The 22814-nt window shown below is 67.3% G+C and carries 23 protein-coding genes and 1 tRNA gene; 10 read left to right on the top strand and 14 right to left on the bottom strand.

The window, feature by feature from the left end; genetic code table 11:
• Positions 1-130: 130 nt before the first annotated feature.
• The 9 genes from ACSQ86_RS13105 (at position 131) to ACSQ86_RS13065 (ending at position 9799) form a co-directional block, all read left to right on the top strand.
• Entirely contained in the window at positions 131-1546 is a 1416-nt protein-coding gene (locus ACSQ86_RS13105; protein WP_436303926.1) for a PLP-dependent aminotransferase family protein, read from the top strand.
• 8 nt (positions 1547-1554) lie between these two features.
• Positions 1555-2760 (top strand): succinyldiaminopimelate transaminase, encoded by a 1206-nt coding sequence (dapC, locus tag ACSQ86_RS13100; protein ID WP_436308930.1) that lies wholly within the window; start codon positions 1555-1557, stop codon positions 2758-2760.
• A 21-nt stretch (positions 2761-2781) separates the two neighbouring features.
• Positions 2782-3606: a 2,3,4,5-tetrahydropyridine-2,6-dicarboxylate N-succinyltransferase gene (gene dapD, locus ACSQ86_RS13095; protein WP_093107623.1), complete on the top strand. Its 825-nt coding sequence runs from the start codon at positions 2782-2784 to the stop codon at positions 3604-3606.
• 45 nt (positions 3607-3651) lie between these two features.
• The gene (locus tag ACSQ86_RS13090; RefSeq protein WP_093107625.1) at positions 3652-4800 is read left to right on the top strand and encodes a PilT/PilU family type 4a pilus ATPase; all 1149 of its coding nucleotides are present in this window, start codon (positions 3652-3654) and stop codon (positions 4798-4800) included.
• Between the two features lie 15 nt (positions 4801-4815).
• Positions 4816-5997, top strand: coding sequence for a succinyl-diaminopimelate desuccinylase (gene dapE / locus ACSQ86_RS13085; protein ID WP_436303924.1), 1182 nt, complete (start codon positions 4816-4818; stop codon positions 5995-5997).
• On the top strand, positions 5994-6860 hold the full coding sequence (prmB, locus tag ACSQ86_RS13080) for a 50S ribosomal protein L3 N(5)-glutamine methyltransferase (RefSeq protein ID WP_093107629.1): 867 nt from the start codon (positions 5994-5996) through the stop codon (positions 6858-6860). Before dapE ends, prmB begins: the two co-directional genes overlap by 4 nt.
• Positions 6857-8818 (top strand): ABC-F family ATP-binding cassette domain-containing protein, encoded by a 1962-nt coding sequence (locus ACSQ86_RS13075; RefSeq protein WP_436308929.1) that lies wholly within the window; start codon positions 6857-6859, stop codon positions 8816-8818. The genes prmB and ACSQ86_RS13075 overlap by 4 nt, the downstream gene beginning before the upstream one ends.
• Positions 8819-8843: 25 nt before the next feature.
• Complete coding sequence (locus tag ACSQ86_RS13070; protein WP_093107633.1) at positions 8844-9410, top strand: hypothetical protein; 567 nt, start codon at positions 8844-8846, stop codon at positions 9408-9410.
• A 164-nt stretch (positions 9411-9574) separates the two neighbouring features.
• Complete coding sequence (locus tag ACSQ86_RS13065; protein WP_436303922.1) at positions 9575-9799, top strand: hypothetical protein; 225 nt, start codon at positions 9575-9577, stop codon at positions 9797-9799.
• Positions 9800-9899: 100 nt separating this feature from the next.
• Here ACSQ86_RS13065 and ACSQ86_RS13060 read toward each other — a convergent pair whose 3' ends face one another.
• The 6 genes from ACSQ86_RS13060 to tolB form a co-directional block, all read right to left on the bottom strand.
• A complete protein-coding gene (locus ACSQ86_RS13060) occupies positions 9900-10202 on the bottom strand; it encodes a hypothetical protein (RefSeq protein WP_139191694.1) in 303 nt (100 codons plus the stop codon).
• 245 nt (positions 10203-10447) lie between these two features.
• Positions 10448-10523: transfer RNA gene (locus ACSQ86_RS13055), tRNA-Lys, on the bottom strand.
• Positions 10524-10571: 48 nt separating this feature from the next.
• Positions 10572-11375, bottom strand: a complete 804-nt coding sequence (locus ACSQ86_RS13050) for a tRNA threonylcarbamoyladenosine dehydratase (protein WP_436308928.1) — start codon at positions 11373-11375, stop codon at positions 10572-10574.
• Positions 11376-11398: 23 nt separating this feature from the next.
• Positions 11399-12148 (bottom strand): tol-pal system protein YbgF, encoded by a 750-nt coding sequence (gene ybgF / locus ACSQ86_RS13045; protein WP_436303920.1) that lies wholly within the window; start codon positions 12146-12148, stop codon positions 11399-11401.
• Between the two features lie 2 nt (positions 12149-12150).
• On the bottom strand, positions 12151-12666 hold the full coding sequence (pal, locus tag ACSQ86_RS13040; RefSeq protein WP_093107643.1) for a peptidoglycan-associated lipoprotein Pal: 516 nt from the start codon (positions 12664-12666) through the stop codon (positions 12151-12153).
• Between the two features lie 19 nt (positions 12667-12685).
• A complete protein-coding gene (gene tolB, locus ACSQ86_RS13035) occupies positions 12686-14002 on the bottom strand; it encodes a Tol-Pal system beta propeller repeat protein TolB (protein ID WP_170855609.1) in 1317 nt (438 codons plus the stop codon).
• A 155-nt stretch (positions 14003-14157) separates the two neighbouring features.
• On the opposite strand from tolB, the gene msbA reads away from it, so the two are divergent.
• The gene (gene msbA, locus ACSQ86_RS13030) at positions 14158-15942 is read left to right on the top strand and encodes a lipid A export permease/ATP-binding protein MsbA (RefSeq protein ID WP_093107645.1); all 1785 of its coding nucleotides are present in this window, start codon (positions 14158-14160) and stop codon (positions 15940-15942) included.
• A 9-nt stretch (positions 15943-15951) separates the two neighbouring features.
• On the opposite strand, the gene rng is transcribed toward msbA, so the two are convergent.
• From rng to ACSQ86_RS12990, 8 genes are read right to left on the bottom strand one after another with little or no spacing between them, the layout of a single operon-like run.
• On the bottom strand, positions 15952-17478 hold the full coding sequence (gene rng, locus ACSQ86_RS13025; RefSeq protein ID WP_436303919.1) for a ribonuclease G: 1527 nt from the start codon (positions 17476-17478) through the stop codon (positions 15952-15954).
• Between the two features lie 4 nt (positions 17479-17482).
• The gene (locus ACSQ86_RS13020; protein WP_093107649.1) at positions 17483-18088 is read right to left on the bottom strand and encodes a Maf family protein; all 606 of its coding nucleotides are present in this window, start codon (positions 18086-18088) and stop codon (positions 17483-17485) included.
• Positions 18085-18552, bottom strand: coding sequence for a 23S rRNA (pseudouridine(1915)-N(3))-methyltransferase RlmH (gene rlmH, locus ACSQ86_RS13015; protein ID WP_093107651.1), 468 nt, complete (start codon positions 18550-18552; stop codon positions 18085-18087). The genes ACSQ86_RS13020 and rlmH overlap by 4 nt, the downstream gene beginning before the upstream one ends.
• Positions 18549-19196, bottom strand: a complete 648-nt coding sequence (gene rsfS / locus ACSQ86_RS13010) for a ribosome silencing factor (protein ID WP_436303918.1) — start codon at positions 19194-19196, stop codon at positions 18549-18551. The genes rlmH and rsfS overlap by 4 nt, the downstream gene beginning before the upstream one ends.
• Positions 19196-19816, bottom strand: coding sequence for a nicotinate (nicotinamide) nucleotide adenylyltransferase (gene nadD / locus ACSQ86_RS13005; RefSeq protein WP_436303917.1), 621 nt, complete (start codon positions 19814-19816; stop codon positions 19196-19198). Before nadD ends, rsfS begins: the two co-directional genes overlap by 1 nt.
• Positions 19807-20721, bottom strand: a complete 915-nt coding sequence (gene hemF / locus ACSQ86_RS13000; RefSeq protein ID WP_436303916.1) for an oxygen-dependent coproporphyrinogen oxidase — start codon at positions 20719-20721, stop codon at positions 19807-19809. Before hemF ends, nadD begins: the two co-directional genes overlap by 10 nt.
• Positions 20721-22016, bottom strand: coding sequence for a phosphoribosylamine--glycine ligase (purD, locus tag ACSQ86_RS12995; RefSeq protein ID WP_436290488.1), 1296 nt, complete (start codon positions 22014-22016; stop codon positions 20721-20723). The genes hemF and purD overlap by 1 nt, the downstream gene beginning before the upstream one ends.
• Before the next feature lie 25 nt (positions 22017-22041).
• Entirely contained in the window at positions 22042-22767 is a 726-nt protein-coding gene (locus ACSQ86_RS12990; RefSeq protein ID WP_436303915.1) for a YebC/PmpR family DNA-binding transcriptional regulator, read from the bottom strand.
• Positions 22768-22814: the final 47 nt, after the last annotated feature.

Here is a 22814-nt window from a genome sequence, read left to right as displayed (position 1 = left end):
TGCGCGAAGTGGATATATACAGTTCGTGCGATGTGCGCTATATCAGCATGCACGATCACGAGACTGAGCAACGCGGTGCACGCCCATATACAGTGCACCGACCCGTACCCCACCCTGGATGAACGCACCGATGATTTCCATTGACGGCACCCGGCCCGTACCGCTGGTGCGGCAGGTCTACGAGGCGCTGGTCGAGAAGATCGACAAGGGTGCGCTGCCCCCGGGCACGCGGCTCGCATCGGTGCGCGCGCTGGCCGGCGAATGCGGCATCAGCACCATGACCGTGACCAATGCCTACAGCCGGCTGGTGGCCGAGGGTTATGTGGAGGCGCGGCCAGGCAGCGGCTACTTCGTCGCCGCGAACCGCAGCCGCACCGCGATGCAGCAGCGCCGCAAGCCCTTCGTCGGCCATACCTCGGTCGATTCGCTGTGGCTGATACGGCGCGTCTATGAGGACGACAGCACGCTGCTCAATGCCGGCTGCGGCTGGCTGCCGCCCGACTGGCTGCACACCGACGGCGTGCGCCAGGCGCTGGCGGGCCTGGCGCGCAAGAAGTCCGCCGGCCTGGCGAACTACGGCACGCCCTACGGCTACCTGCCGCTGCGCCAGCAGATCCAGATCCTCTTGGCCGCGCGCGCCGTCGACGCCACGCCGCACCAGATCGTGCTCACCCATGGCGCCACGCAGGCCTTGGCACTCGCCGGCCGCTGCCTGCTGCAGCCGCGCGACACGGTGCTGGTGGACGACCCGGGTTCGACCAACTTCTTCGCCACCCTGCGATCGCTCGGCGTGCGCCTGATCGGCGTCGAGCGCAAGCTCGACGGCCCCGACCTCGTGGCCCTGCAGGCGCTGGCGCAGCGCCACCGGCCCAAGGCCTTCTTCATCAGCACCCACCTGCACAACCCCACGGGCAGCCAGTGTTCGCCGGCCGTGGCCTACCAGATCCTGCGGCTGGCCGAGCAGTACGACTTCCGCGTGGTGGAGAACGACGTCATGGCCGGCCTGGAACCGCCCGGCGCCACCAGCCTGGCGAGCCTGGACCAGCTGCGCCGCGTGATCTACGTCGGCAGCTTCTCCAAGACGATCTCCCCCAGCCTGCGGGTGGGCTTCGTCGCCAGCAGCGAGGAGTTCGCGGAAAAGCTCATCTACGAGAAGATGGTCAGCAGCCTCACCAGTTCCGAACTGGGCGAGAAGCTGGTGCATGCGGTGCTGGTCGAGGGGCGCTTTCGCGCCCATATCGCCCGGCTGGCCGCACGGCTCGGCGCCGCGCAGAACGCGGTGTGCGATGGCCTTGCGGCCGCGGGCCTGGAGGTGTTCACGCGGCCGGCGGGCGGTCCGTTCCTGTGGGCCCGTTTTCCCTCCGAGGACGTCGACGTGCTCGCCGTGGCCCAGCGCGCCGTGGCCGCAGGCATCATGCTGGCGCCCGGCTACCTGTTCCGGCCCGGCCAGCAGCCGACGCCATGGATGCGATTCAACGTCGGCTACGCCGACGATCCGCGTCTCTACGCCTTTCTTGCGGCTGAAACGCAGGCGGGCCCGCGATAATCGCAGCCATGAACCCCCTGCTCGCCAAGCTGCAGCCCTACCCCTTCGCGCGATTGCGCGAACTGTTCGCCGGCGTCACGCCGAACCCCGCCTTCGAGCCGATCAGCCTCGGCATCGGCGAGCCCAAGCACGCGACGCCGTCCTTCATCAAGGATGCATTGAGCAACAGCCTCGATACGCTGGCGGTCTACCCCGCGACAGCGGGCGAGCAGCCCTTGCGCGAGGCCTTCACCGGCTGGGTGCGGCAGCGCTACGGCCTGGCGCTCGATCCGGCAACGCAGGTGTTGCCGGTCAATGGCTCCCGCGAGGCGCTGTTCTCTCTGGCGCAGACGGTGGTCGACCCCACGAAGACGCCGGCGCCGGTGGTGCTCTCCCCCAATCCGTTCTATCAAATCTACGAAGGCGCGGCCCTGCTGGCAGGCGCCGAGCCCTATTACGTGCCGAGCGTGGCGGCGCGCAACTTCGCCGTCGACTGGGACAGCGTGCCGGCCGAGGTCTGGGCCCGCGCGCAGCTGGTGTACGTCTGCTCGCCCGGCAACCCGACCGGCGCGGTGATGCCGCTTGAAGAATGGAAGAAGCTGTTCGCGCTGGCGGACCAGCACGGCTTCGTCATCGCCTCCGACGAGTGCTACAGCGAGATCTACTTCCGCGACGAGCCGCCGCTGGGCGGACTGGAAGCCGCAGCCAAGCTGGGCCGCGACGACTTCCGCAACCTGGTGGCGCTGACTTCGCTGTCCAAGCGCAGCAACGTGCCCGGCCTGCGCAGCGGCTTCGTCGCCGGCGACGCATCCATACTGAAGAAGTTCCTGCTGTACCGCACCTACCACGGCAGCGCGATGAGCGGCGCGGTGGCGGCGGCCAGCATCGCGGCCTGGAGCGACGAAAGCCATGTGGTCGACAACCGCGCGCAGTACCGCGCCAAGTTCGCAGCCGTGACGCCGCTGCTCGAGCCGGTGCTCGATGTGCGCCTGCCCGATGCCAGCTTCTACCTCTGGGCGGGCGTGCCGGCAGTGTGGAACGGCGACGACACCGCCTTCGCCCGCGAGCTCTACGCTCAATACAATGTGACGGTGTTGCCGGGCAGCTACCTGGCGCGCGATGCGCAAGGCGCCAACCCCGGCCGGGGCCGCATCCGCATGGCGCTCGTGGCCAGCACCAAGGAGTGCGTGGAGGCCGCGCAGCGCATCGTCCAGTTCGTTCAACGGGGCCGCTGAGCCCTCTTTCATCGATTCCACATGACCCAACAACTCCAGCAGACCATCGACGCCGCGTGGGAAGACCGCGCCAACATCTCCGCCACCAGCGCCCCGAAGGAAGTTCGCGATGCGGTCGAGCATGTGATCGCCGAGCTCAACAACGGCAAGCTGCGCGTCGCCACCCGCGAGGCCGTGGGCCAGTGGACGGTGCACCAGTGGATCAAGAAGGCCGTGCTGCTGTCCTTCCGCCTCAAGGACAACGAGCAGATGCAGGCCGGCTCGCTCGGCTTCTACGACAAGGTGCCGACCAAGTTCTCGCACCTCTCGGCCGGCGAGCTGAAGGAAGCCGGCGTGCGCATCGTGCCGCCGGCGGTGGCGCGCCGCGGCAGCTACATCGCCAAGGGCGCGATCCTGATGCCCTCCTACGTGAACATCGGCGCCTACGTCGGTGAAGGCACCATGGTCGACACCTGGGCCACGGTCGGCTCCTGCGCCCAGATCGGCGCCAACGTGCACCTCTCGGGCGGCGTCGGCATCGGCGGCGTGCTGGAGCCGCTGCAGGCCGGCCCGACCATCATCGAGGACAACTGCTTCATCGGCGCGCGCTCCGAAGTGGTCGAAGGCGTGGTGGTCGAAGAGAACTCGGTGCTGTCGATGGGCGTGTACATCGGCCAGAGCACGCCGATCTACGACCGCGCGACCGGCGAAGTGACTTACGGCCGCGTGCCGGCAGGCTCGGTGGTCATCAGCGGCACGCTGCCCAAGGACAACGGCAAGTACAGCCTGTACGCTGCGATCATCGTGAAGCGAGTGGACGCGCAAACCCGCGCCAAGACTTCGCTCAACGACCTGCTGCGCGACTGAACACTTCGTTCTTAACCAACAACACAACGCCGAGGAGAAATGCCGATGAAGACGATGGAGCGAATTCTTCGCCTGATGGCCGAACGCAAGGCGTCCGACATCTACCTCTCGGCGCACTCCCCGGCGCTGATCCGCATCAACGGCAACTGCCTGCCCATCAATGCGCAGGTGCTGCCGCCGGAGGCGCCGCTCGCCCTGCTCTCCGAGGTGGTGAATGCGGAGCGCATCGCCGAACTCGAACGCACCGGCGAGCTCAACACGGCGATCGCGCTCGAGGACGCGGGCAACTTCCGCATCAGCGCCATGCGCCAGCGCGGCAGCTATGCGGTGGTGGTGCGGCACATCGCCTCGGTCATCCCGTCCTTCGCCGAGCTGAACCTGCCCGAGATCCTGAAGACGCTGGTGATGGAGAAGCGCGGCCTGATCCTGATGGTGGGCTCCACCGGCGCCGGCAAAAGCACCACGCTCGCCTCGATGCTCGACTTCCGCAACGAGAACGCGACCGGCCACATCCTGACGGTCGAAGAGCCGATCGAGTTCACCTTCACCAACAAGAAGTCGATGGTGAACCAGCGCGACGTCGGCAGCGACACGCAGTCGCTGCAGATCGCGCTCAAGAACGCGCTGCGCCAGGCGCCGGACGTGATCCAGATCGGCGAGATCCGCGATCGCGAGACCATGACGGCCGCAATCGCCTACGCCCAGTCGGGCCACCTGTGCGTGGCCACGCTGCATGCCAACAACAGCTACCGCGCGCTCAACCGCATCCTGAGCTTCTACCCGGTCGAGGTGCGCGCCACGCTGCTGGGCGATCTCGGCGGCGCCTTGCGCGCGATCGTCGCGCAGCGCCTGCTGCGCACGCCCGACGGCGCCCGCATGCCGGCGCTCGAAGTGCTGCTTAACACGGCGCTGGTGGCCGAGCTCATCGGCAAGGGCGACTTCTCGGGCGTCAAGGAAGCGATGGAGCAGTCGATGGCCGAAGGCTCGCAGACCTTCGAAGAAGACATCGCCCGGTTGATCACCGACGGCTTCATCACCCGCGAGGAAGGCCTCGCGCAAGCCGACTCCCCGACCAACCTGATGTGGCGCCTGCAGAACCGCGCCGCGCCGGCGGCACGCCGCGAAGACCGCGCGCTGCTCGACCAGGTCGACGAACCCACCTTCACGGACATCACGCTCGACGTCCGTCACTAGCCCTTTTCTCTTTCAATGTCCCGAACGCTGCAACTCGCCGAACAACTGATCTCCCGCCCCTCGGTCACCCCAGACGATGCGGGCTGCCAGCAGATCCTCGGCGAGCGGCTGGCGCGGCTCGGCTTCCGGCTCGAAAGCATCGAAAGCGGCCCGGCCGACTTTCGCGTGACCAACCTCTGGGCCGTGCGCCCCGGCGCTGCCGGGCCGCAGGCCACGCGCACCGTGGCCTTCGCCGGCCACACCGACGTGGTGCCCACCGGCCCGCTCGAGCAGTGGAGCAGCCATCCGTTCACGCCCACGCACCGCGACGGCAAGCTCTACGGCCGCGGCGCCTGCGACATGAAGACCTCGCTGGCGGCCTTCGTCGTCGCGATCGAGGACTTCCTGGCCACGACGCCCGATCCGCGCCTCACGCTCGCCCTGCTGCTCACCAGTGACGAGGAAGGGCCGGCGCTCGATGGCACCGTGGTGGTCTGCAGCACGCTGGCCGCGCGCGGCGAGCGCATCGACTACTGCATCGTCGGCGAGCCGACCGCGGTCGAGCGCTGCGGCGACATGATCAAGAACGGCCGGCGCGGCACGATGAGCGGCAAGCTCACCGTCAAGGGCGTGCAAGGACACATCGCCTATCCGCATCTGGCGAAGAACCCGGTCCACGCCTTTGCGCCGGCGCTGGCCGAACTGGTCGCGATCAACGCGGCCGGGGGTTGGGACGCCGCTGCCAATGCCTATTTCCAGCCGACCAGCTGGCAGATCAGCAACATCCACGCCGGCACCGGCGCCAGCAACATCATTCCCGGCGCGGCGGTGATCGATTTCAATTTCCGCTTCTCGACCGAATCGACGCCCGAATCGCTGCAACAGCGCGTGCGGGCCGTGCTCGATACGCACGGCCTCGACTACACGCTGGCCTGGACCATCGGCGGCCTGCCCTTCCTGACCACGCCGGGCGAACTGGTCGGCGCGGTGCAGCAGGCCATCCGCGACGAGACCGGCATCGAGACCGAGCTGTCGACCAGCGGCGGCACCAGCGATGCGCGATTCATCGCCAAGATCTGCAAGCAGGTGGTCGAACTAGGCCCCGTCAACGCGAGCATCCACAAGATCGACGAGCACATCACCGTCGCCGAGATCGAGCAGCTCAAGAACATTTACAAGCGCACGCTGGACCGGCTCGAAACGCTGCAAGGCGTATGAGCAGCGTCATCGAATTGATCGAGGCCGGCGCCACGCAGCTGGCCGATGCGGGCGTGGCCTTCGGCCACGGCACCACCAACGCCTTCGACGAAGCCGCCTGGCTGGTGCTGTGGCGCCTGGGCCTGCCGCTGGACGACCTGGATGCGGTCGCCGATCGCGCGGTCGCGCCGGCGGATGCAGCGCGGGTGGCCGACGTGCTGGCGCAACGGATCGCGACGCGCAAGCCCGCGGCTTATCTGACCAAGGAGGCCTGGCTGCAAGGCGTGCCCTTCTACATCGACGAACGCGCCATCGTGCCGCGCAGCTTCATCGCGGAGCTGCTGGCCGATGGCAGCATCGATCCCTGGCTCGGCGAACACACCCGGCGCGTGCTGGACCTGTGCACCGGCAACGGCAGCCTCGCGGTGCTGGCGGCGATGACCTATCCGGAAATCAGCGTCGACGCGGCCGACCTGTCGACCGCGGCGCTCGAAGTGGCGGCCATCAACGTCACGCGCCACCAGCTCGATGCGCGCATCACGCTCGTCGAATCCGATGGCCTCGCAAAGGTGCGCGGCCCCTACGACCTGATTCTTTGCAACCCGCCCTACGTCAATGCGAAAAGCATGGCCGGGCTTCCCGCCGAATACCGCGCCGAGCCCGAACTCGCGCTGGCCGGCGGCGCCGACGGCATGGACTTCATCCGCCGGCTTTTCGCCGACGCACCGGCGCGCATGAGCGAATCCGCCGTGCTGGTGCTTGAAATCGGCAACGAGCGCTCGCACTTCGAGGCAGCGTTCCCGCAGCTCGAAGTGGTGTGGCTCGCCACCAGCGCGGGCGAAGACCAGGTATTGCTGGTCCCGCGCGAATCACTTCTTCAATGATCACTCTCAAAAACGTCATCCTGCGCCGCAGCGCCAAAGTGCTGCTCGACGGCGCCAGCGTCACCATCAACCCCGGCGAGAAGGTCGGGCTGGTGGGGCGCAACGGCGCCGGCAAGTCCACCTTGTTCGCGCTGTTCAACGGCACGCTGCACGAGGACGGCGGCGACTTCGCCTCCCCAAAGCAGTGGCGCCTGGCGCAGGTCGCGCAGAACATGCCCGAGACCGACGAGTCCGCCACCGACTTCGTGGTCGGCGGCGACACGCGGCTCACCGAGTTGCGCGAAGCCCTCGCCGTCATCGAAGCCGCCCATGCAGCCAACCCCGACGATCACGACATCGGCATGGACCTGGCGCATGCCTATACCGACCTGGCCGACGCCGGCGAGCACGATGCCGTGCCGCGCGCACAGGCGCTGATCCTCGGCCTCGGCTTCAAGGCGCACGAGCTCGACCAGCCGGTCAACAGCTTCTCCGGCGGCTGGCGCATGCGCCTGCAGCTGGCCCGCGCGCTGATGTGCCCAAGCGACCTGCTGCTGCTCGACGAGCCGACCAACCACCTGGACCTGGACGCCCTGGTCTGGCTCGAAGCCTGGCTGCAGAAGTACGCCGGCACGATGATCGTGATCAGCCACGACCGCGAGTTCCTCGACGCCGTGACCGACGTGACGCTGCACATCGAGCACGCCAAGCTCACGCGCTACGGCGGCAACTACAGCGCCTTCGAGACCTTGCGTGCCCAGCAGATGGAGCTGCAGCAGTCCGCCTTCGCCAAGCAGCAGGACAAGATCGCCCATCTGCAGAAGTTCATCGACCGCTTCAAGGCCAAGGCCAGCAAGGCCAAGCAGGCCCAAAGCCGCGTCAAGGCGCTGGAGCGCATGGAAAAGGTCGCGCCGCTGCTGGCCGAGGCCGACTTCAGCTTCGAGTTCAAGGAGCCAGGGAACATCCCGAACCCGATGCTCTCGATCAGCGATGCGAGCTTTGGGTACCTGATTGAGGACGAGCCGCCCAAGACCATCCTGCGCGGCGTCAACCGCTCGGTGCTGGCCGGCCAGCGCATCGGCATCCTGGGCGCCAACGGCCAGGGCAAGTCGACCCTGGTCAAGACCATCGCGCGCGAAATGGGTGCGCTCGCCGGCACGGTGACCGAGGGCAAGGGCCTCAACATCGGCTACTTCGCGCAGCAGGAGCTCGACGTGCTGCGCCCGCAGGACACGCCGCTCGAACACATGGTGCGCATGGCACGCGAGCTTGGCTCGAGCGTCAAGGAGCGCACCGGCGAACAGGACCTGCGCGGCTACCTGGGCAGCTTCAATTTCAGCGGCGACATGGTGAAACAGGCGGTCGGCACCATGAGCGGCGGCGAGAAGGCGCGCTTGGTGCTGGCGATGATGGTCTGGCAGCGGCCCAATCTGCTGCTGCTCGACGAGCCGACCAACCACCTGGACCTGGCCACCCGCGAGGCCCTGGCCGTGGCGCTCAACGAGTTCGAAGGCACGCTGATGCTGGTGAGCCACGACCGGGCGCTGCTGCGCTCGGTCTGCGACGAGTTCTGGCTGGTCGGCCGCGGCGTGGTGACCGATTTCGACGGCGACCTCGACGACTACCAGCGCTACCTGCTGGACGAGGCCAAGCGCCTGCGCGAAGAGGCCAAGTTGGCGACGCGCGAGGCTGCTGCCGTCGTCGAAAAGGCCGCACCCTCTCCCCAGGCGGCGGCCCAGGACCGCCAGCAGCGCAGCGAGCAGGCGAAGCCGATCAAGCGCGAGCTGGCGCAGATCGACGAGCGGCTCGCCGCCGCCGGCACCGAAAAGGCCTCGCTCGAAGCGCGGCTGGCGAATCCGCTGCCCGCGCCTGAGATCGCCGAAGCCGGCAAGCGCTTGAAGACGCTGAACGACGAGATCGGACAGCTCGAGGAGCGCTGGCTGGCGCTGTCGGACCGGCTCGAGGCGCTCGCGGCCTGAGCTGGCGTGATAGGCTGCGCCGAATATGCCGTCGGCCATCGAACTCGCTCAGGGTGATCCGCAGCTGATCGCGGCGATCCGGCGCAGCCGGCGCCTGCTCGGCCGCAAGGCGCTGATCGCTGCCGCCGCGAGCGCGGTGCCGCTTCCCGGCGTCGATTGGGCCGCCGACGCGGCACTGCTCTCGCGGGTGGTGCCCCAGATCAGTGCGGAATTCGGCCTCTCGGCGACCCAGATCCAGCGCCTGGCGCCCCATCAGCGCGAGCGCGTGCAACAAGCGGCCGCCGCCGTCGGCGCCCTGCTGGTGGGCAAGCTCGTGACCCGCGAATTGCTGATCAAGCTGGCCCGCCACGCCGGCATCCGCCTGACCGCGAAGCAGGCCACCAAGTACGTGCCCATCGCGGGCCAGGTCGTCTCGGCCGCGCTGGGCTACGCCGCCCTGCGCACGTTGGGCGAGCTGCACATCAAGGAGTGCGTGCAGGTGGCGCAATCGGTCCGGCACCTGCTCCCGCCACCCGAAGGCGCGCCGCGGGCTGAAGAGCCGGCAGCCTCGTCCCGCATCCGCCAGACATGGAATCGCCTCCGCTTGCACTGAAAGGGGGCGTGCCTTTGCCCCCACAGGGAGTTGGACTAACACGCCGCAGAATCCGGCGCAATCGTGCTGACGGGTGATAATGCGCCCAAAGCAACGGAGAGCCCCCGACCGATTTAGGGGCAAGCCCCAAAGGCCAAACAGGGACCACGGTGGGAGATCGAAAGATGAATGAGACAGACCTCGCAACATCGATAGAGCGACTCATGGCCCGGGTCGACTACTACTTGCACTGCGAGCTGGATGAAGAGTACGACCACGACCGCCCGGACACGGCGCGCCGTCAGTTGGAGGCGGCCTTGCGGCAGGAGCTGCTGCGTGCGAGCGCCGTCGGCATCGTTTCAGCGATCTCGAGCACTCACCCGGCGCTGGGCGGCAACGAGGCGGCCTGAACCCCTGAAGTTCCCAAGGAAATCAAGCGCTTAGCCTAAGAACTGTTCCGCAATTCGCTTCCCGAAGAGGTCCGCAAGTCAACAGGCATGCGGGCCTTTCTTATTTGACCGGCTTTTGCAACGCGTCCGCGAACTTCAAGACGTTCTTCGATATGGTCTCCATGATCTGCCGGTCTTCAATAAGGCTGCCGAGTTGCTGATGAAGCTGCAGCAGCGCTGGGGTAGGCATCACGATGGTTTGAACCGGCTTCGGCACCTCACCAGATCGAGCCTCGGCCCCGAAAATGAGCTTGGAGACAAACGGTCCGACGGCAATTTGCGCGATCTGATCCACATACACGGTCGAAGGAGACTGCAGGACCGGTTCCGTCAGGGTGGGTTTCGGTGGCGTTGGTATGTTCATCTTGAGGGTCCTACCGGACTTGTTCGTCAACAAATGGCTGCGTAAAGAGCCGGGTGACTGAGATCCTCCGCGCTGTCAAGTGCGAGCGCGCTGAAGTTCTGCGAGAGCCTCGAGGGATTCGGGACGTGCGTCCTTCATGCTCATGAAAGGGTGCGCCCTCTATGCCAAGTTGCGGAACAACTTCAGGAATCGCGGAACAGCGCTATAAAAGCAATAGCGCCGGTTCCAGCAACAGAGCGGCTTGGTGGTAGGACGTACAAGATTCGAACTTGTGACCAACGGATTAAAAGTCCGCTGCTCTACCAACTGAGCTAACGTCCCACTCTTTGTTTTTCTTGGTGCCGGCGTCGAGGCCGGCAAAGCCCACAATTATAGCGTGGCGTTGCGCGAGATCCGGTCCAGAACCCAGCCCGCTGCACATTGCCCGAAAGTGGCCGTCACGCTCACCACCGAACCGTAGCCGTGGCAGTTGAGGGAGCCATCTCCCTCCTCGATCGCACAGGAAGCGTCGGGCGGCGCCACGCTTTCGCGGCTGAAGACGCAACTCACACCGATCTTGCGGCCCTCGCGCGGCGCGCCGTGCTCCTTGCGCAGGCGCTGGCGCAGTTGCGCAAGCAGCGGATCGTGGGTGACCAGCGCGAGGTCGTCGATGTCGACCTTGTGGGCCAGGCGCTTGCCGCCGGCCGCACCCACGGTGATGAAGCCGGTGCCGGTCTCGCGGGCCCAGGCCGCCATGGCCAGCTTGGCACGCACCTGGTCGCAGGCATCGACGACGGCGGCCACGGGTCCGTTCGCCGCCTGCGCGCTCGCCAGCAGCTCCTGCCAGTTGCCGGGTTCGACGAACTCGTCGATCGCCAGCACCTCGCAGGCGGGATGAATGTGCGCGATGCGCTCGCGCATGGCTTCGACCTTGGCCTGGCCCACGGTGGTGTCGAGCGCATGGATCTGCCGGTTGATGTTCGATTCGGCGATGTGGTCGAGGTCGATCAGCGTGAGCCGTCCGACGCCGCTGCGCGCCAGTGCCTCGACCGCCCAGGAGCCGACGCCGCCGATGCCGGCGACCAGCACATGGGCATCGCGGATGCGGCCCGCACCCGGCACGCCATAGAGCCGCTCGAGCCCGCCGAAGCGGCGGGCCAGATCGGCGTCGTCCAGGGTGACGACGGGAGACATTGCGTTCAAGCCGCTACCCCGGTTTACCGGAGCCGCGAGAGGCGCTCACGCCCGGCCTGCGCGGCTTCGGACTGCGGATAGGCCTTGGTCAGGTCTTCGAGCGTACGGCGTGCCGCGCGCGTGTCCTTCAGCTCGATCTGGCAGTTCGCGATCGACAGCACCGCCTCGGGCGCCTTCGCGTGATCGGGCGCCAGCGAGAGCATCGACCTGAAATTGGCGATGGCCTCGTTGTAGTTGCGCGTGGCGTACTGCGCGTTGCCGAGCCAGAACAGCGCCGAGGCGTTGTAGCCGCTCTGCGGATAGCGCTTCACGAACTCGGCAAAGGCCGTCTGCGCTTGCGCGAACTGGCCGCCGCGGAAGATGCCCAGCGCCGCATCGAAGTCGGCCTTCTCTTTCGGGTCGGCCGTGAACTCGCGGCCGTCGACCGCGACCTTCGACGGCTCGTTCTTCTTGAGCCGGTCGTCGATCTCGGCCTGGCGCTGCTGCAGCTCCGTGATCGTGCGCGTGAGCTGCTCGTTCTGGCCCGTCATGCGCTGGAGATCGCCGCGCATCTGCTCGATCTGCGTCTGCAGGTCGAGCAGGCTGCGCCGCAGCTGCGCGTTCTCGTCGTTCTGGCGCTGCTCGGCCTGCTGGCGCATGGCCTCGACACGCTGGCGCAAGTCGAGGATCGCGCGGCGCGCCTCGTCGTCCTCGAACAGCGCGGCCTGTGCGCCCAGCGAGGCACACAACAAGGCGGCAACGAGTGCCGCGCTACGCAAGGAAACTCGTCGCATCATCAACGGTAGGTGATCTCGGCGCGGCGGTTCTGCGCCCAGGCGTCTTCAGTGCTGCCCGGCGCCGCCGGCTTTTCCTTGCCGAAGCTCACGGCCTCGATCTGGCTGTCCGGCACGCCCAGGAGGCCGAGCGAACGGCGCACGGCTTCGGAGCGCTTCTGGCCCAGCGCCAGGTTGTATTCGCGGCCGCCGCGCTCGTCGGTGTGGCCTTCGATCGAGATGCGACGCTGCGGGTTGGCCTTCAGGAAGCGGGCATGGCCATCGATCAGCGACTGGAACTCGGGCTTGATCGTGTAGCTGTCGAAGTCGAAATAAACGATCCGTGCCACGCCGACCGGGCCCTGTGCGGTCTGCGCGCGCGGGTCGATGCTGACCGGCGCGACGCCGCTGGCCGTTCCGCCGGCCCCCCCGGCGGTGCCTGAGCGGTCCACCACCGGCGTGTCGCTCACCTTGGTCCCGGACGAGCAACCGGCGATCAGCGCCACGATGGCCAGCGAATAAATCGTACGTTTCAACATTTCGAACTCCTCAAGTTAATCATTGCTTTTGAAACGGACCCCAGTCCGGTTCCCGGATGTCTCCCGCCTGTCCTGCCAGTCGAGCTTTTATTTTTCCGTCGAGTGTTGTTGTCATCAGCGCTTCGCGGCCTTGCAGCCGGGTGGCATAGACGATCAGCTTGCTGTTCGGGGCGAAACTGGGATTCTCGTCGGCCGTGGTGTCGGTGAGCGCCGTCACGTTGCCCGTCGCCAGTTCCATCACATGGAGTTTGAAGGCACCGCCCACCCGCGAGATGTAGGCCAACCACCGGCCATCGCCGCTGACCGACGGAGAAATGTTGTAGGTGCCGCTGAAGGTCACGCGTGTCGGGTTGCCGCCGTTGGCGCCCATCTTGTAGATCTGGGGTGCGCCGCCGCGATCGCTCACGAAGTAGATGGTGCCGCCGTCGGCGGAGTACACCGGCTCGGTGTCGATGCTGTTGCTCTGCGTGAGCCGGCGCGGTTCGCCGCCGTTCGACGAGATGGTGTAGAGCTGCGAACCGCCGTCGCGGCTCAGCGTGACGGCCAGCGTGCTGCCGTCGGGCGACCAGGCCGGCGCACTGTTGGAGCCCTTGAAGTTGGCCACCAGCCGCCGCTGGCCGTTGGCGACGCTGTGCACGTACACCACCGGCTTGCGCGATTCGAAGGACACGTAGGCGAGCTGCGCGCCGTTGGACGACCAGACCGGCGAGATGATCGGCTCGGGGCTGGCGAGCGCGGCCTGCGCGTTCTCGCCGTCGGCATCGGCGACCCACAGGTTGTAGCGGGTGCCGCCCTTGGTCACGTAGGCGATGCGGGTCGAGAAGATGCCTTTCTCGCCTGTAAGCTTTTCGTAGACATAGTCCGCGATGCGGTGCGAGGCCAGGCGCAGATCGCCTTGCGGCACGGTGTAGCTCTGGCCGCCGAGGTCTTGTCCGCGCACCACGTCCCAGAGGCGGAAGCGCACGTCGTAACGGCCGTCTGCGAGCCGCGTCACGCTGCCCACGACCAGCGAATCGGCCGTGCGTTGCCGCCACAGGCTCAGGTCGGGACGCGAGGTCTCGTCGAGCGACTGGCCCGAGGCGTCGACGCCGCGGAACTGGCCGCTGCGTTCGAGGTCGGCCTGGACGATGGCCGCGGGCTTCTGCGGCGATGCGTCTTCGCCCTTGAAAGGCGCAAGCGCGATCGGCAGCTGCGTCAATCCGACGCCCGACACCTCGACCCTGAACTGGGCGAGCACGGGAAGTACGGGGGAGGCAGCCAATGCCGCGATCAGTGTGCGGCGGACGGAGAACGATGAAGAAGGGGTTGGGGAGAATTCTTGCAACGGCTTTTTCATGCAGTTCGGAGAGGTTTCCGGGATTTAAGTTTCATGCCCGGACGAAACGAGGCCACATGGTACACAAGGCGATGCACGCAAGGTCACAAAACGTGTATGTGCAGGCGTGGTCCTACAGCGGGGGCCGATCGTACGCAACCGTAGAATGCGCCGCCATGCAGCCTTCCCCCGACGCCGAGTCCGCGCGCCCTCCTCTCACGCGCCGGCTTGCGCGACTCATGACCTGGTTCGGAGGCTCGCGCCGCTGGTGGGCGCTCGGGCTCGCCACGGCCCTCGTCGCCGCCTTGACCGAGCCCCTGATGCCCGCGCTGCTCAAGCCGCTGCTCGACCGCGGCTTCACGCGCGGACAACTTGCGCTCTGGATGGTACCGGCGGCCATCATCCTGCTCTTCGCGGTGCGCGGCCTCGCGCAGTTCGTCTCGCAGTACGCGCTGGCACGCATCGCCAACGAAGGCATGCAGCGGCTGCGACGCGTGATGTTCGAAAGGTTGCTTGCGGCCGAGCTCGCCCTCTTCTCGCGCCAGTCGGCGAGCGCGCTGTCGAACACCGTGGTCTACGAGGTCCAGACCGGCGCCATGCTGCTGGTGCAGGCGCTCCTGGGCCTGTCGCGCGACGGCTTCACGCTCATTGCGCTCCTGGCCTACCTGATCTACCTGAACTGGAAGCTGACCTTGATCGTCGGCGTGCTGGCGCCCGGCGTGGCCTGGATCATGAAGGTGTTCTCGAAGCGCCTCTATCGCCTCACGCAACTCGGCCAGCAGGCCACCGACGAGCTGGCCTACGTGGTGGAGGAGAACGTGCTCGCGCACCGCATGGTGCGCTTGCACAACGCGGAGGCCAGCCAGACCGAGCGCTTCGACCGCCTCAGCCACAGCCTGAATCGCCTGGCCGTGAAGTCCACCATCGCCTCGGCCGCAATGACGCCGCTGACCCAGATCGTGGCTGCCGTCGCGCTGTCGGTGGTCGTGATGATCGCCCTCTGGCAAAGCGGCGAGCAGGGCCTGACGGTGGGCGGCTTCGTCGCCTACATCACGGCGATGCTGATGTTGATCGCGCCGATCCGCCGCCTCGCCGACATCGCCGGCCCGATCACGCGCGGGCTCGCGGCGCTCGAGCGCGGCCTGGCCTTGATCGACAGCGTCGCATCCGAGTCACAGGGCCGCTTCGAGACGCCGCGGGCCGAAGGCCGCATCGAGCTGCGCGCGGTGCGGGTCAACTACCGCGGAGAGGACGAGGCCCGGGCGCTCGACGGCGTGAGCCTTTCGATCGCGCCCGGCGAGGTGGTGGCCTTTGTCGGCCCCTCGGGATCGGGCAAGACCACGCTGGTCAACCTGCTGCCGCGCTTCGTGCTGCCGAGTGCCGGCCAGGTGCTGCTGGACGGCCACGACGTTGCCGAGTGGAAGCTGAAAAGCCTGCGCGCGCAGTTCGCGATGGTCAGCCAGGACGTGATCATGCTCAACGACACGCTGGCGGCCAACGTGGCGCTCGGCGCCGCGGTCGACCGCGAACGCGTGCTCGCCTGCGTGGCGGCCGCGAACCTGGCCGTGCACGTCCAGAGCCTGCCGCAGGGCATCGACACCGTGCTCGGCCACAACGCGACGCAGCTCTCGGGCGGACAGCGGCAGCGGCTCGCGATCGCACGCGCACTCTACAAGGACGCACCGGTGCTGCTGCTCGACGAGGCCACCTCGGCCCTCGACACCGAATCCGAGCGGCTGGTGCAGGAAGCGCTGCAGCGGCTGATGCAGAACCGCACCACCCTGATCGTCGCGCACCGGCTCTCGACCATCCAGCATGCCGACCGCATCATCGTGATGGAGCATGGCCGCATCGCCGAGCAAGGCAGCCATGCGCAGCTGATGGCGCTGGAAGGACTCTATGCGCGGCTGCAGACGCATGCAGTACGCAGCGCAACTGCCGGCCAAGACCCGACGCTCTAGCGCGGCCGGCTAGAGCAGCACGATGTCGTACTGCCCCTGCCCCATCGCCGGCTCCGCCTGCAGCGAGATCGGCTTGCCGATGAAATCGCTGAGGCCCGCCAGGTGCTGGCTCTCCTCATCGAGAAAAAGCTCGATCACCTGCGGCGACGACACGATGCGGAACTCGCGCGGCGTGAACTGGCGCGCTTCGCGCAGGATCTCGCGCAGCACGTCGTAGGCCACGCTGCGCGCGGTCTTCACGATGCCCTGCCCGTTGCAGGCCAGGCAGGGTTCGCAGAGCATGTGGGCCAACGATTCGCGCGTGCGCTTGCGCGTCATCTCGACCAGGCCCAACTGCGAGAAGCCGCCGGCCGTGGTCTTGACGCGGTCGCGCGCGAGTTGCTTGCGAAACTCGGCCAGCACCTGCTCACGATGGTCGTCGCGCGCCATGTCGATGAAGTCGACGATGATGATCCCGCCCAGGTTGCGCAGCCGCAGCTGCCGCGCGATGGCCTGCGCGGCCTCGAGGTTGGTCTTGAAGATGGTGTCGTCGAAGTTGCGCGCGCCGACGAAGCCGCCGGTGTTCACGTCGACGGTGGTGAGCGCCTCGGTCTGGTCCACCACGAGGTAGCCGCCGGACTTCAGGTCGACGCGGCGGCCCAATGCCTTGGCAATTTCCTCGTCGATCGAATAGAGGTCGAAGATCGGCCGCTCGCCCTTGTAGAGCTGCAGCTTGCCGGCCGCCTGCGGCATGAATTCGAGCCCGAACTTGAGGAGTAGGTCGAACTGCTCGCGCGAGTCGATGCGAATAGTCTGCGTGTCCTCGCTGGTCATGTCGCGCAGCACGCGCTGCAGCAGGCTCAGGTCCTGGTGCAGCAGCGACATGGGCGGCATGCGCGACGAGAGCTCGCGGATGCGCGACCAGGTCTTGCGCAGGTAGGCGATGTCTTCGGCCAGCTCGGCATCGCTCGAATCCTCGCCGTTGGTGCGCAGGATGAAGCCGCCGGTGTTCGCGGGCACCACGCCGCCGCTGTCGGCCGCAGCGGCGGCCTCGATCAGCACCTGCATGCGCGTGCGCAAGGCATCGCGCAGGTCCGGCGGAATCTTCTGCGAGACGCCGACATGGTTGTCCTGCGGCAGGAAGACGAGCAGCCGGCCGGCGATGCTGATCTGGGTCGACAGCCGCGCGCCCTTGGTGCCGATCGGGTCCTTGATCACCTGCACCAGCAGCGACTGCCCTTCGAACACCTGCCTCTCGATCGGCACCACGGCGCCGCCGTTGCGGCCGTCGCGCTCTGGCTGCGGCGCGCTCGGCCGCGAACCGGGCGTGAAAGGCGCCACGATGTCGGCCACATGCAGGAAGGCCGTGCGGTCGAGCCCGATGTCGATGAAGGCCGACTGCATGCCCGGCAGCACGCGCGAGACCTTGCCGAGGTAGATGTTGCCGACCAGCCCGCGTTCGAGCGTGCGCTCCACGTGCAGCTCCTGGACGGCGCCATGTTCGACCAGGGCGACACGGGTCTCCTGAGGGGACCAGTTGATCAGGATGTCTTGCATGTTTTTAGAGCCTAAAGCCGGCCCGGCGCAGCAGCTGTGCCGTCTCGAACATCGGGAGGCCCATGATGCCCGAATGCGAGCCGCTGATGTGTTCGACGAAAGCCGCGGCCCGCCCCTGGATCGCATAGGCGCCGGCCTTGCCCATCGGTTCGCCGGTGGCGACGTAGTCGGCGATCCGCGACTTGGCGACGGCGGCAAAGCGCACGCGCGACACGCTGAGCGCCGCATGCCGGCGCCTGCCGTGCTGCAGCGCGATCGCCGTCAGCACGCGGTGGGTGCGCCCGGACAGCAGCGCGAGCATGCGCTCGGCATCCCGCGCGCCCTCCGGCTTGGCCAGGATGGCGCGGCCCAGGGCCACGGTGGTGTCGGCGCAAAGCACGGGCGCCGGCGGCAGGTCCAGCCGCTTGTGCCGCGCCACGGCCGCATCGAGCTTGAGCGCGGTGACCCGCTGCACATAGGCCGTCGGCGATTCGCCCGGCAGCTCGTGCTCCAGCGCCTCGGTGTCTTCATCCGGCCCGGCCAGCAGCAGTTCGTGGTGTACGCCGAGCAGTCCCAGCAGTTGCGCGCGCCGCGGACTTTGCGACGCAAGATAGATGAAAGACGGGTTCATTCGCGGTGATAAGGATGTCCTGCATTGACCGACCAGGCACGGTAGAGCTGCTCGACCAGCAGCACGCGCGCCATCGCATGCGGCAAGGTCAGGTCCGACAGGCGGATGCGTTCGTGCGCGGCGGCCTTGAAGGCGGGATCCAGCCCGTCGGGGCCGCCGATCACCAGCGCGACGTCGTCACCCTCGCCTTGCCAGGCCTGCAACCGGGCAGCGAGCGCCTTGGTGGTGAGCGCGGTGCCGCGCTCGTCCAGCACCACGATGCGCATGCCCTTGGCGATCGCGGCCTCGATGCGCTCGCGCTCGGCCGCATAGAGCGTTTCGAGCGTCTTGGAGCCGCGCGGCTCGGTCTTGACCGCACGCAGTTCGAGCTTGAGTTCGGGCGGAAAACGCTTGGCGTAGTCGTCCCAGGCGGTCTGTGCCCAGTCGGGCATGCGCTGCCCGACTGCGACCACCAGCAGCTTCATGACCGGGACGAAGCGGTCTTGCGCGGCGCCTTCTTCGCCACCGGTGCGGCCTTCTTCGAGGCTGCGGCCTTTTTCGCGGGCGCCTTGTTCACAACCATGGTCTTGACCGGCGCCTTCCGGGCGGCCGTCTTCTTGGCCGCGGGCTTCTTCGGCTTGGCGGCCTGTTCGGCCGCGCGGATCGCGGTCTTGGCTGCGCTGGAACGGCGCAGCGAGGTGCTGTTCTTGGCCGCGGGCGCCTTTTCCTCGCTCGCCCTGGCGGGGGCTGCGGGCTTCGAAGCGCCCAGCTTGGTGCGCACCGGCTTGTCGCCCCAGATCTCTTCGAGGTGGTAGTACTGCCGGATCGCCGGCTGCATGATGTGCGCGACCGCGGCGCCGCAATCCACGATGATCCATTCGCCGTTGTCCTCGCCCTCCACGCGCGGCTTGCCGAAGCCGGCGTCCTTCACCGCATCGCGCACGCTGGCGGCGAGCGCCTTGGTCTGGCGGTTGGAGGTGCCCGAGGCGACGATCACGCGCTCGAAAAGCGGAGAGAGATGCTCGGTGTCGAATACCTGGATGTCCTGCGCCTTGACGTCCTCGAGGCCGTCGATGATGGCTCTCTGGAGTTTTTGGGTGTCTTTCTTGGCGGCGGCTTCAGTGTTCATCAGGCGGATCGATAGAGATGGTGTTGGTCAATATAGCGTGCAACCGCCGGCGGAACCAGACGAGAAAAGTCGACGCGCGTCGCAGCGCGGGTCCGGATGTCGGTCGCGCTGATGTCCATCGGCGCGAGTTCGAGGGTTTCGACGCGCGCACCGGACGGGAGGGGAGGCAGGATTCTAGGGCCAACAGGATCGGCAGAGCCCGTGGCGCCTGCGCGATACGCTACGGAAACGATAGCAATAGCCAGAATCTCCTGCCAACCGTGCCATCGCGGCAACGAAGCGGCCTGGTCGGCACCCATGATCAGCACCAGCTGGGCGGCGGGCTGCTCCTGCTGCAGTTCGCGCAGGGTGTCGAGGGTGTAGGTGGGCCCCGCGCGCAGCGTTTCGCGCGCATCGACCACCGTGCGCTCGAATCCGCCAAAGGCCAGCCGCGCCATCGCGAGCCGATGCTCGGCCGCACTCAGCGCCCGCTGCTTGTGCCAGGCGTCGCCGGTCGGGAAGATGCGCAGTTCGGCCAGGTTCAGCTGCGCCAGCGCGGCCTCGACCAATGCGACATGCGCGTTGTGCGGCGGATCGAAGGCGCCGCCGAAGACACCGACGCGGGGCGCGGTCAGAGCCATTCGCGTCGCACGATGAAGTCGCTGTAGAGCGCGGCCTCGGGCGTGCCGGGCTCCGGCTGCCGGCGATAGGCCCAGCTCGCCAGCGGCGGCATCGACAGCAGGATCGACTCGGTGCGGCCACCCGACTGCAGGCCGAAGTGCGTGCCCCGGTCCCAGACCAGGTTGAACTCGACGTAGCGGCCGCGGCGATAGAGCTGGAACGCGCGTTCGCGCTCGCCGTGAGCCATGTCGCGGCGCCGCTCGACGATCGGCAGGTAGGCCGGAAGAAAGGCATCGCCGACCGCGCGCAGCATCGCAAAACTCTGCTCGAAACCGAGCTCGGCGAAATCGTCGAAGAAGATGCCGCCGATGCCGCGCTGCTCGTTGCGGTGCTTCAAGAAGAAATACTCGTCGCACCAGGTCTTGAAGCGCGGGTACTTGTCCTCGCCGAAGGGCGCCAGCGCGTCGCGGCAAGTGCGGTGGAAATGCACCGCATCGTCTTCGAAACCGTAGTACGGCGTGAGGTCCATGCCGCCGCCGAACCAGCACACCGGCTCGCCGTCTGCCGGCAGCGCGGCCAGCATGCGCACGTTCATGTGCACGGTCGGCACATAGGGGTTGCGCGGATGGAACACCAGCGACACGCCCATCGCCTCGAAAGGCGCGCCGGCGAGCTCCGGCCGGTGCTGCGTAGCCGAGGGCGGCAGCTTGGGGCCGCGTACCTGCGAGAAGCCGCAGCCGGCGCGCTCGAACAGCAGGCCGTCTTCGAGGATGCAGGTCAGGCCGCTGCCCTGCAGCGGCTCGCCCGGTTCCTTCTTCCACTCGTCGCGAACGCAGGTACCGCCATCGGCCGCTTCGAGCGCGGCCACGATGCGTTGCTGCAGACCCAGCAGGTAGTCGCCGACCGCTTGTGGATCCTCGCGCATCAGCCTTGCGAACCGCGCGCGTGGACGGCGCGGTGCCCGATGTCCTTGCGGTATTGCGCGCCGTCGAAATGGATGCGCGCCGCGACCGCATAGGCGCGTTGCTGCGCCTGCTTGACGCTGTCGGCCAGCACGGTCACACAGAGCACGCGCCCGCCGCTGGACTTGAGTTCGCCGTTCTCGAGCGTGGTGCCGGCATGGAACACCACTGCATCGGGCGCTTCGGGCGGAATGCCCGTGATGCGGTCGCCCTTGCGCGGCGAAAGCGGATAGCCGTGGGCCGCCATCACCACGCCGAGCGCGACGCGGCGGTCCCAGTCGAGCTCGATCTGGTCAAGCGTGCCGTCGGTGGCGTGCCAGAACACCTCGAACAGGTCGGACTTGAGCCGCATCATGATCGGCTGGGTCTCGGGGTCGCCCATGCGGCAGTTGAATTCGAGCGTCTTCGGATGGCCCGCGGCATCGATCATGAGACCCGCGTAGAGGAAACCGGTGAAGGGGATGCCGTCTTTTTCCATGCCGCGGATGGTCGGCAGGATGATCTCGCGCATGGCGCGCGCATGCACCTCGGCCGTGACCACCGGCGCCGGCGAATAGGCGCCCATGCCGCCGGTGTTGGGGCCCTGGTCGTCGTCCTGCAGGCGCTTGTGGTCCTGGCTTGTGGCCAGCGCGGTCACGTTGCGGCCGTCGCACAGCACGATGAAGCTGGCCTCCTCGCCTTGCAGGAACTCCTCGATGACGACGCGCGCACCACCCTCGTTGTGCGAAATGCCGAGCTTGTTGTCGACCAGCATGAAGTCGATGGCCTCGTGCGCTTCCTCGAGCGTCATCGCCACCACCACGCCCTTGCCGGCGGCCAGGCCGTCGGCCTTGACCACGATCGGCGCGCCCTTGGCATCCACGTAGGCGTGGGCCTCAGCGGCATCGGTGAAGGCCTCGTACTCGGCCGTCGGGATCTTGTGGCGCTTCATGAAGGCCTTGGAAAAAGCCTTGGAGCTCTCCAGCTGCGCCGCCGCCTTGGTGGGCCCGAAGATGCGCAGGCCGTGCGCGCGGAATTCGTCGACCACGCCGGCCGCCAGCGGCGCTTCGGGGCCGACCACGGTCAATGCGATTTTTTTCTTCAGCGCCCAGGCCCGCAATGCGGCGGGCTCGGAAATATCGATGCACTCGTAGCGCGAATCCGCGCGCGTACCGCCGTTGCCCGGCGCCACATAGACCCGGCTGACCCGAGCGGCCTGCGCCAGCCGCCACGCCAGCGCGTGCTCGCGGCCCCCTCCCCCAATCACCAGTACCTTCATTCGCAGGCTTTCATTGGCGCTTTCCTCATTCGGAGAGCGCTGCGTTGTGGTAGACATCCTGCACGTCGTCCAGGTCCTCGAGCACGTCGAGCAGCTTCTGCATCTTCGCGGCGTCCTCGCCCGTGAGCTCGATGGTGTTCTCGGCCCGCATCGTGACTTCGGCCACCTCCGGCTTGAGGCCTGCCGTCTCGAGCGCGTTCTTGACCGTCTCGAAGTCGCCGACTGCGGTCAGCACCTCGATGGCGCCGTCGTCGTCGGTCACCACGTCCTCCGCGCCCGCTTCGAGCGCCACTTCCATCACCTTGTCCTCGCTGGTGCCGGGCGCAAAGACGAACTGGCCGCAGTGCTTGAACTGGAAGGCGACCGAGCCTTCGGTGCCCATGTTGCCGCCGTGCTTGGAGAAGGCATGGCGCACCTCGGCGACGGTGCGCACGCGGTTGTCGGTCATGGTGTCGACGATGATCGCGGCGCCGCCGATGCCGTAGCCCTCGTAGCGGATTTCCTCGTAGTTGACGCCTTCGAGGTTGCCGGTGGCCTTGTCGATGTTGCGCTTGACGGTGTCGGCCGGCAGGTTGACCGCCTTGGCCTTCTCGACCGCCAGCCTGAGCCGCGGATTGCCGCTCAGATCGCCGCCGCCGGCGCGTGCCGCGACCATGATTTCACGGATCGCACGGGTCCAGAGCTTGCCGCGCTTCTCGTCCTGCCGGCCCTTCCTGTGCTGAATGTTCGCCCATTTGCTGTGTCCGGCCATGGCTTTCTATCTCGCTATCTCGTGTTTTCAAAGCAGGTAGCGAGTTT

This window comes from Variovorax sp. LjRoot130, assembly GCF_964253755.1.
Classification (GTDB): domain Bacteria; phylum Pseudomonadota; class Gammaproteobacteria; order Burkholderiales; family Burkholderiaceae_C; genus Variovorax.
Note: the sequence above shows the minus strand (reverse complement) of the source record. Positions and strands in the feature narration are given on the sequence as shown.

What these genes read in the sequence shown, in the direction of transcription:
- pal (WP_093107643.1), bottom strand. Translation starts at nt 12,666, where the DNA reads ATGTTGAAACGTACGATTTATTCGCTGGCCATCGTGGCGCTGATCGCC.
- tolB (WP_170855609.1), bottom strand. Translation starts at nt 14,002, where the DNA reads ATGAAAAAGCCGTTGCAAGAATTCTCCCCAACCCCTTCTTCATCGTTC.
- rlmH (WP_093107651.1), bottom strand. Translation starts at nt 18,552, where the DNA reads ATGAAGCTGCTGGTGGTCGCAGTCGGGCAGCGCATGCCCGACTGGGCA.
- dapE (WP_436303924.1), top strand. Translation starts at nt 4,816, where the DNA reads ATGTCCCGAACGCTGCAACTCGCCGAACAACTGATCTCCCGCCCCTCG.
- ACSQ86_RS12990 (WP_436303915.1), bottom strand. Translation starts at nt 22,767, where the DNA reads ATGGCCGGACACAGCAAATGGGCGAACATTCAGCACAGGAAGGGCCGG.
- ACSQ86_RS13060 (WP_139191694.1), bottom strand. Translation starts at nt 10,202, where the DNA reads ATGAACATACCAACGCCACCGAAACCCACCCTGACGGAACCGGTCCTG.
- ACSQ86_RS13065 (WP_436303922.1), top strand. Translation starts at nt 9,575, where the DNA reads ATGAATGAGACAGACCTCGCAACATCGATAGAGCGACTCATGGCCCGG.
- rsfS (WP_436303918.1), bottom strand. Translation starts at nt 19,196, where the DNA reads ATGAACACTGAAGCCGCCGCCAAGAAAGACACCCAAAAACTCCAGAGA.
- hemF (WP_436303916.1), bottom strand. Translation starts at nt 20,721, where the DNA reads ATGCGCGAGGATCCACAAGCGGTCGGCGACTACCTGCTGGGTCTGCAG.
- msbA (WP_093107645.1), top strand. Translation starts at nt 14,158, where the DNA reads ATGCAGCCTTCCCCCGACGCCGAGTCCGCGCGCCCTCCTCTCACGCGC.
- rng (WP_436303919.1), bottom strand. Translation starts at nt 17,478, where the DNA reads ATGCAAGACATCCTGATCAACTGGTCCCCTCAGGAGACCCGTGTCGCC.
- dapC (WP_436308930.1), top strand. Translation starts at nt 1,555, where the DNA reads ATGAACCCCCTGCTCGCCAAGCTGCAGCCCTACCCCTTCGCGCGATTG.
- ACSQ86_RS13050 (WP_436308928.1), bottom strand. Translation starts at nt 11,375, where the DNA reads ATGTCTCCCGTCGTCACCCTGGACGACGCCGATCTGGCCCGCCGCTTC.
- ACSQ86_RS13075 (WP_436308929.1), top strand. Translation starts at nt 6,857, where the DNA reads ATGATCACTCTCAAAAACGTCATCCTGCGCCGCAGCGCCAAAGTGCTG.
- ACSQ86_RS13090 (WP_093107625.1), top strand. Translation starts at nt 3,652, where the DNA reads ATGAAGACGATGGAGCGAATTCTTCGCCTGATGGCCGAACGCAAGGCG.
- ACSQ86_RS13105 (WP_436303926.1), top strand. Translation starts at nt 131, where the DNA reads ATGATTTCCATTGACGGCACCCGGCCCGTACCGCTGGTGCGGCAGGTC.
- prmB (WP_093107629.1), top strand. Translation starts at nt 5,994, where the DNA reads ATGAGCAGCGTCATCGAATTGATCGAGGCCGGCGCCACGCAGCTGGCC.
- nadD (WP_436303917.1), bottom strand. Translation starts at nt 19,816, where the DNA reads ATGGCTCTGACCGCGCCCCGCGTCGGTGTCTTCGGCGGCGCCTTCGAT.
- dapD (WP_093107623.1), top strand. Translation starts at nt 2,782, where the DNA reads ATGACCCAACAACTCCAGCAGACCATCGACGCCGCGTGGGAAGACCGC.
- ACSQ86_RS13020 (WP_093107649.1), bottom strand. Translation starts at nt 18,088, where the DNA reads ATGAACCCGTCTTTCATCTATCTTGCGTCGCAAAGTCCGCGGCGCGCG.
- purD (WP_436290488.1), bottom strand. Translation starts at nt 22,016, where the DNA reads ATGAAGGTACTGGTGATTGGGGGAGGGGGCCGCGAGCACGCGCTGGCG.
- ybgF (WP_436303920.1), bottom strand. Translation starts at nt 12,148, where the DNA reads ATGCGACGAGTTTCCTTGCGTAGCGCGGCACTCGTTGCCGCCTTGTTG.
- ACSQ86_RS13070 (WP_093107633.1), top strand. Translation starts at nt 8,844, where the DNA reads ATGCCGTCGGCCATCGAACTCGCTCAGGGTGATCCGCAGCTGATCGCG.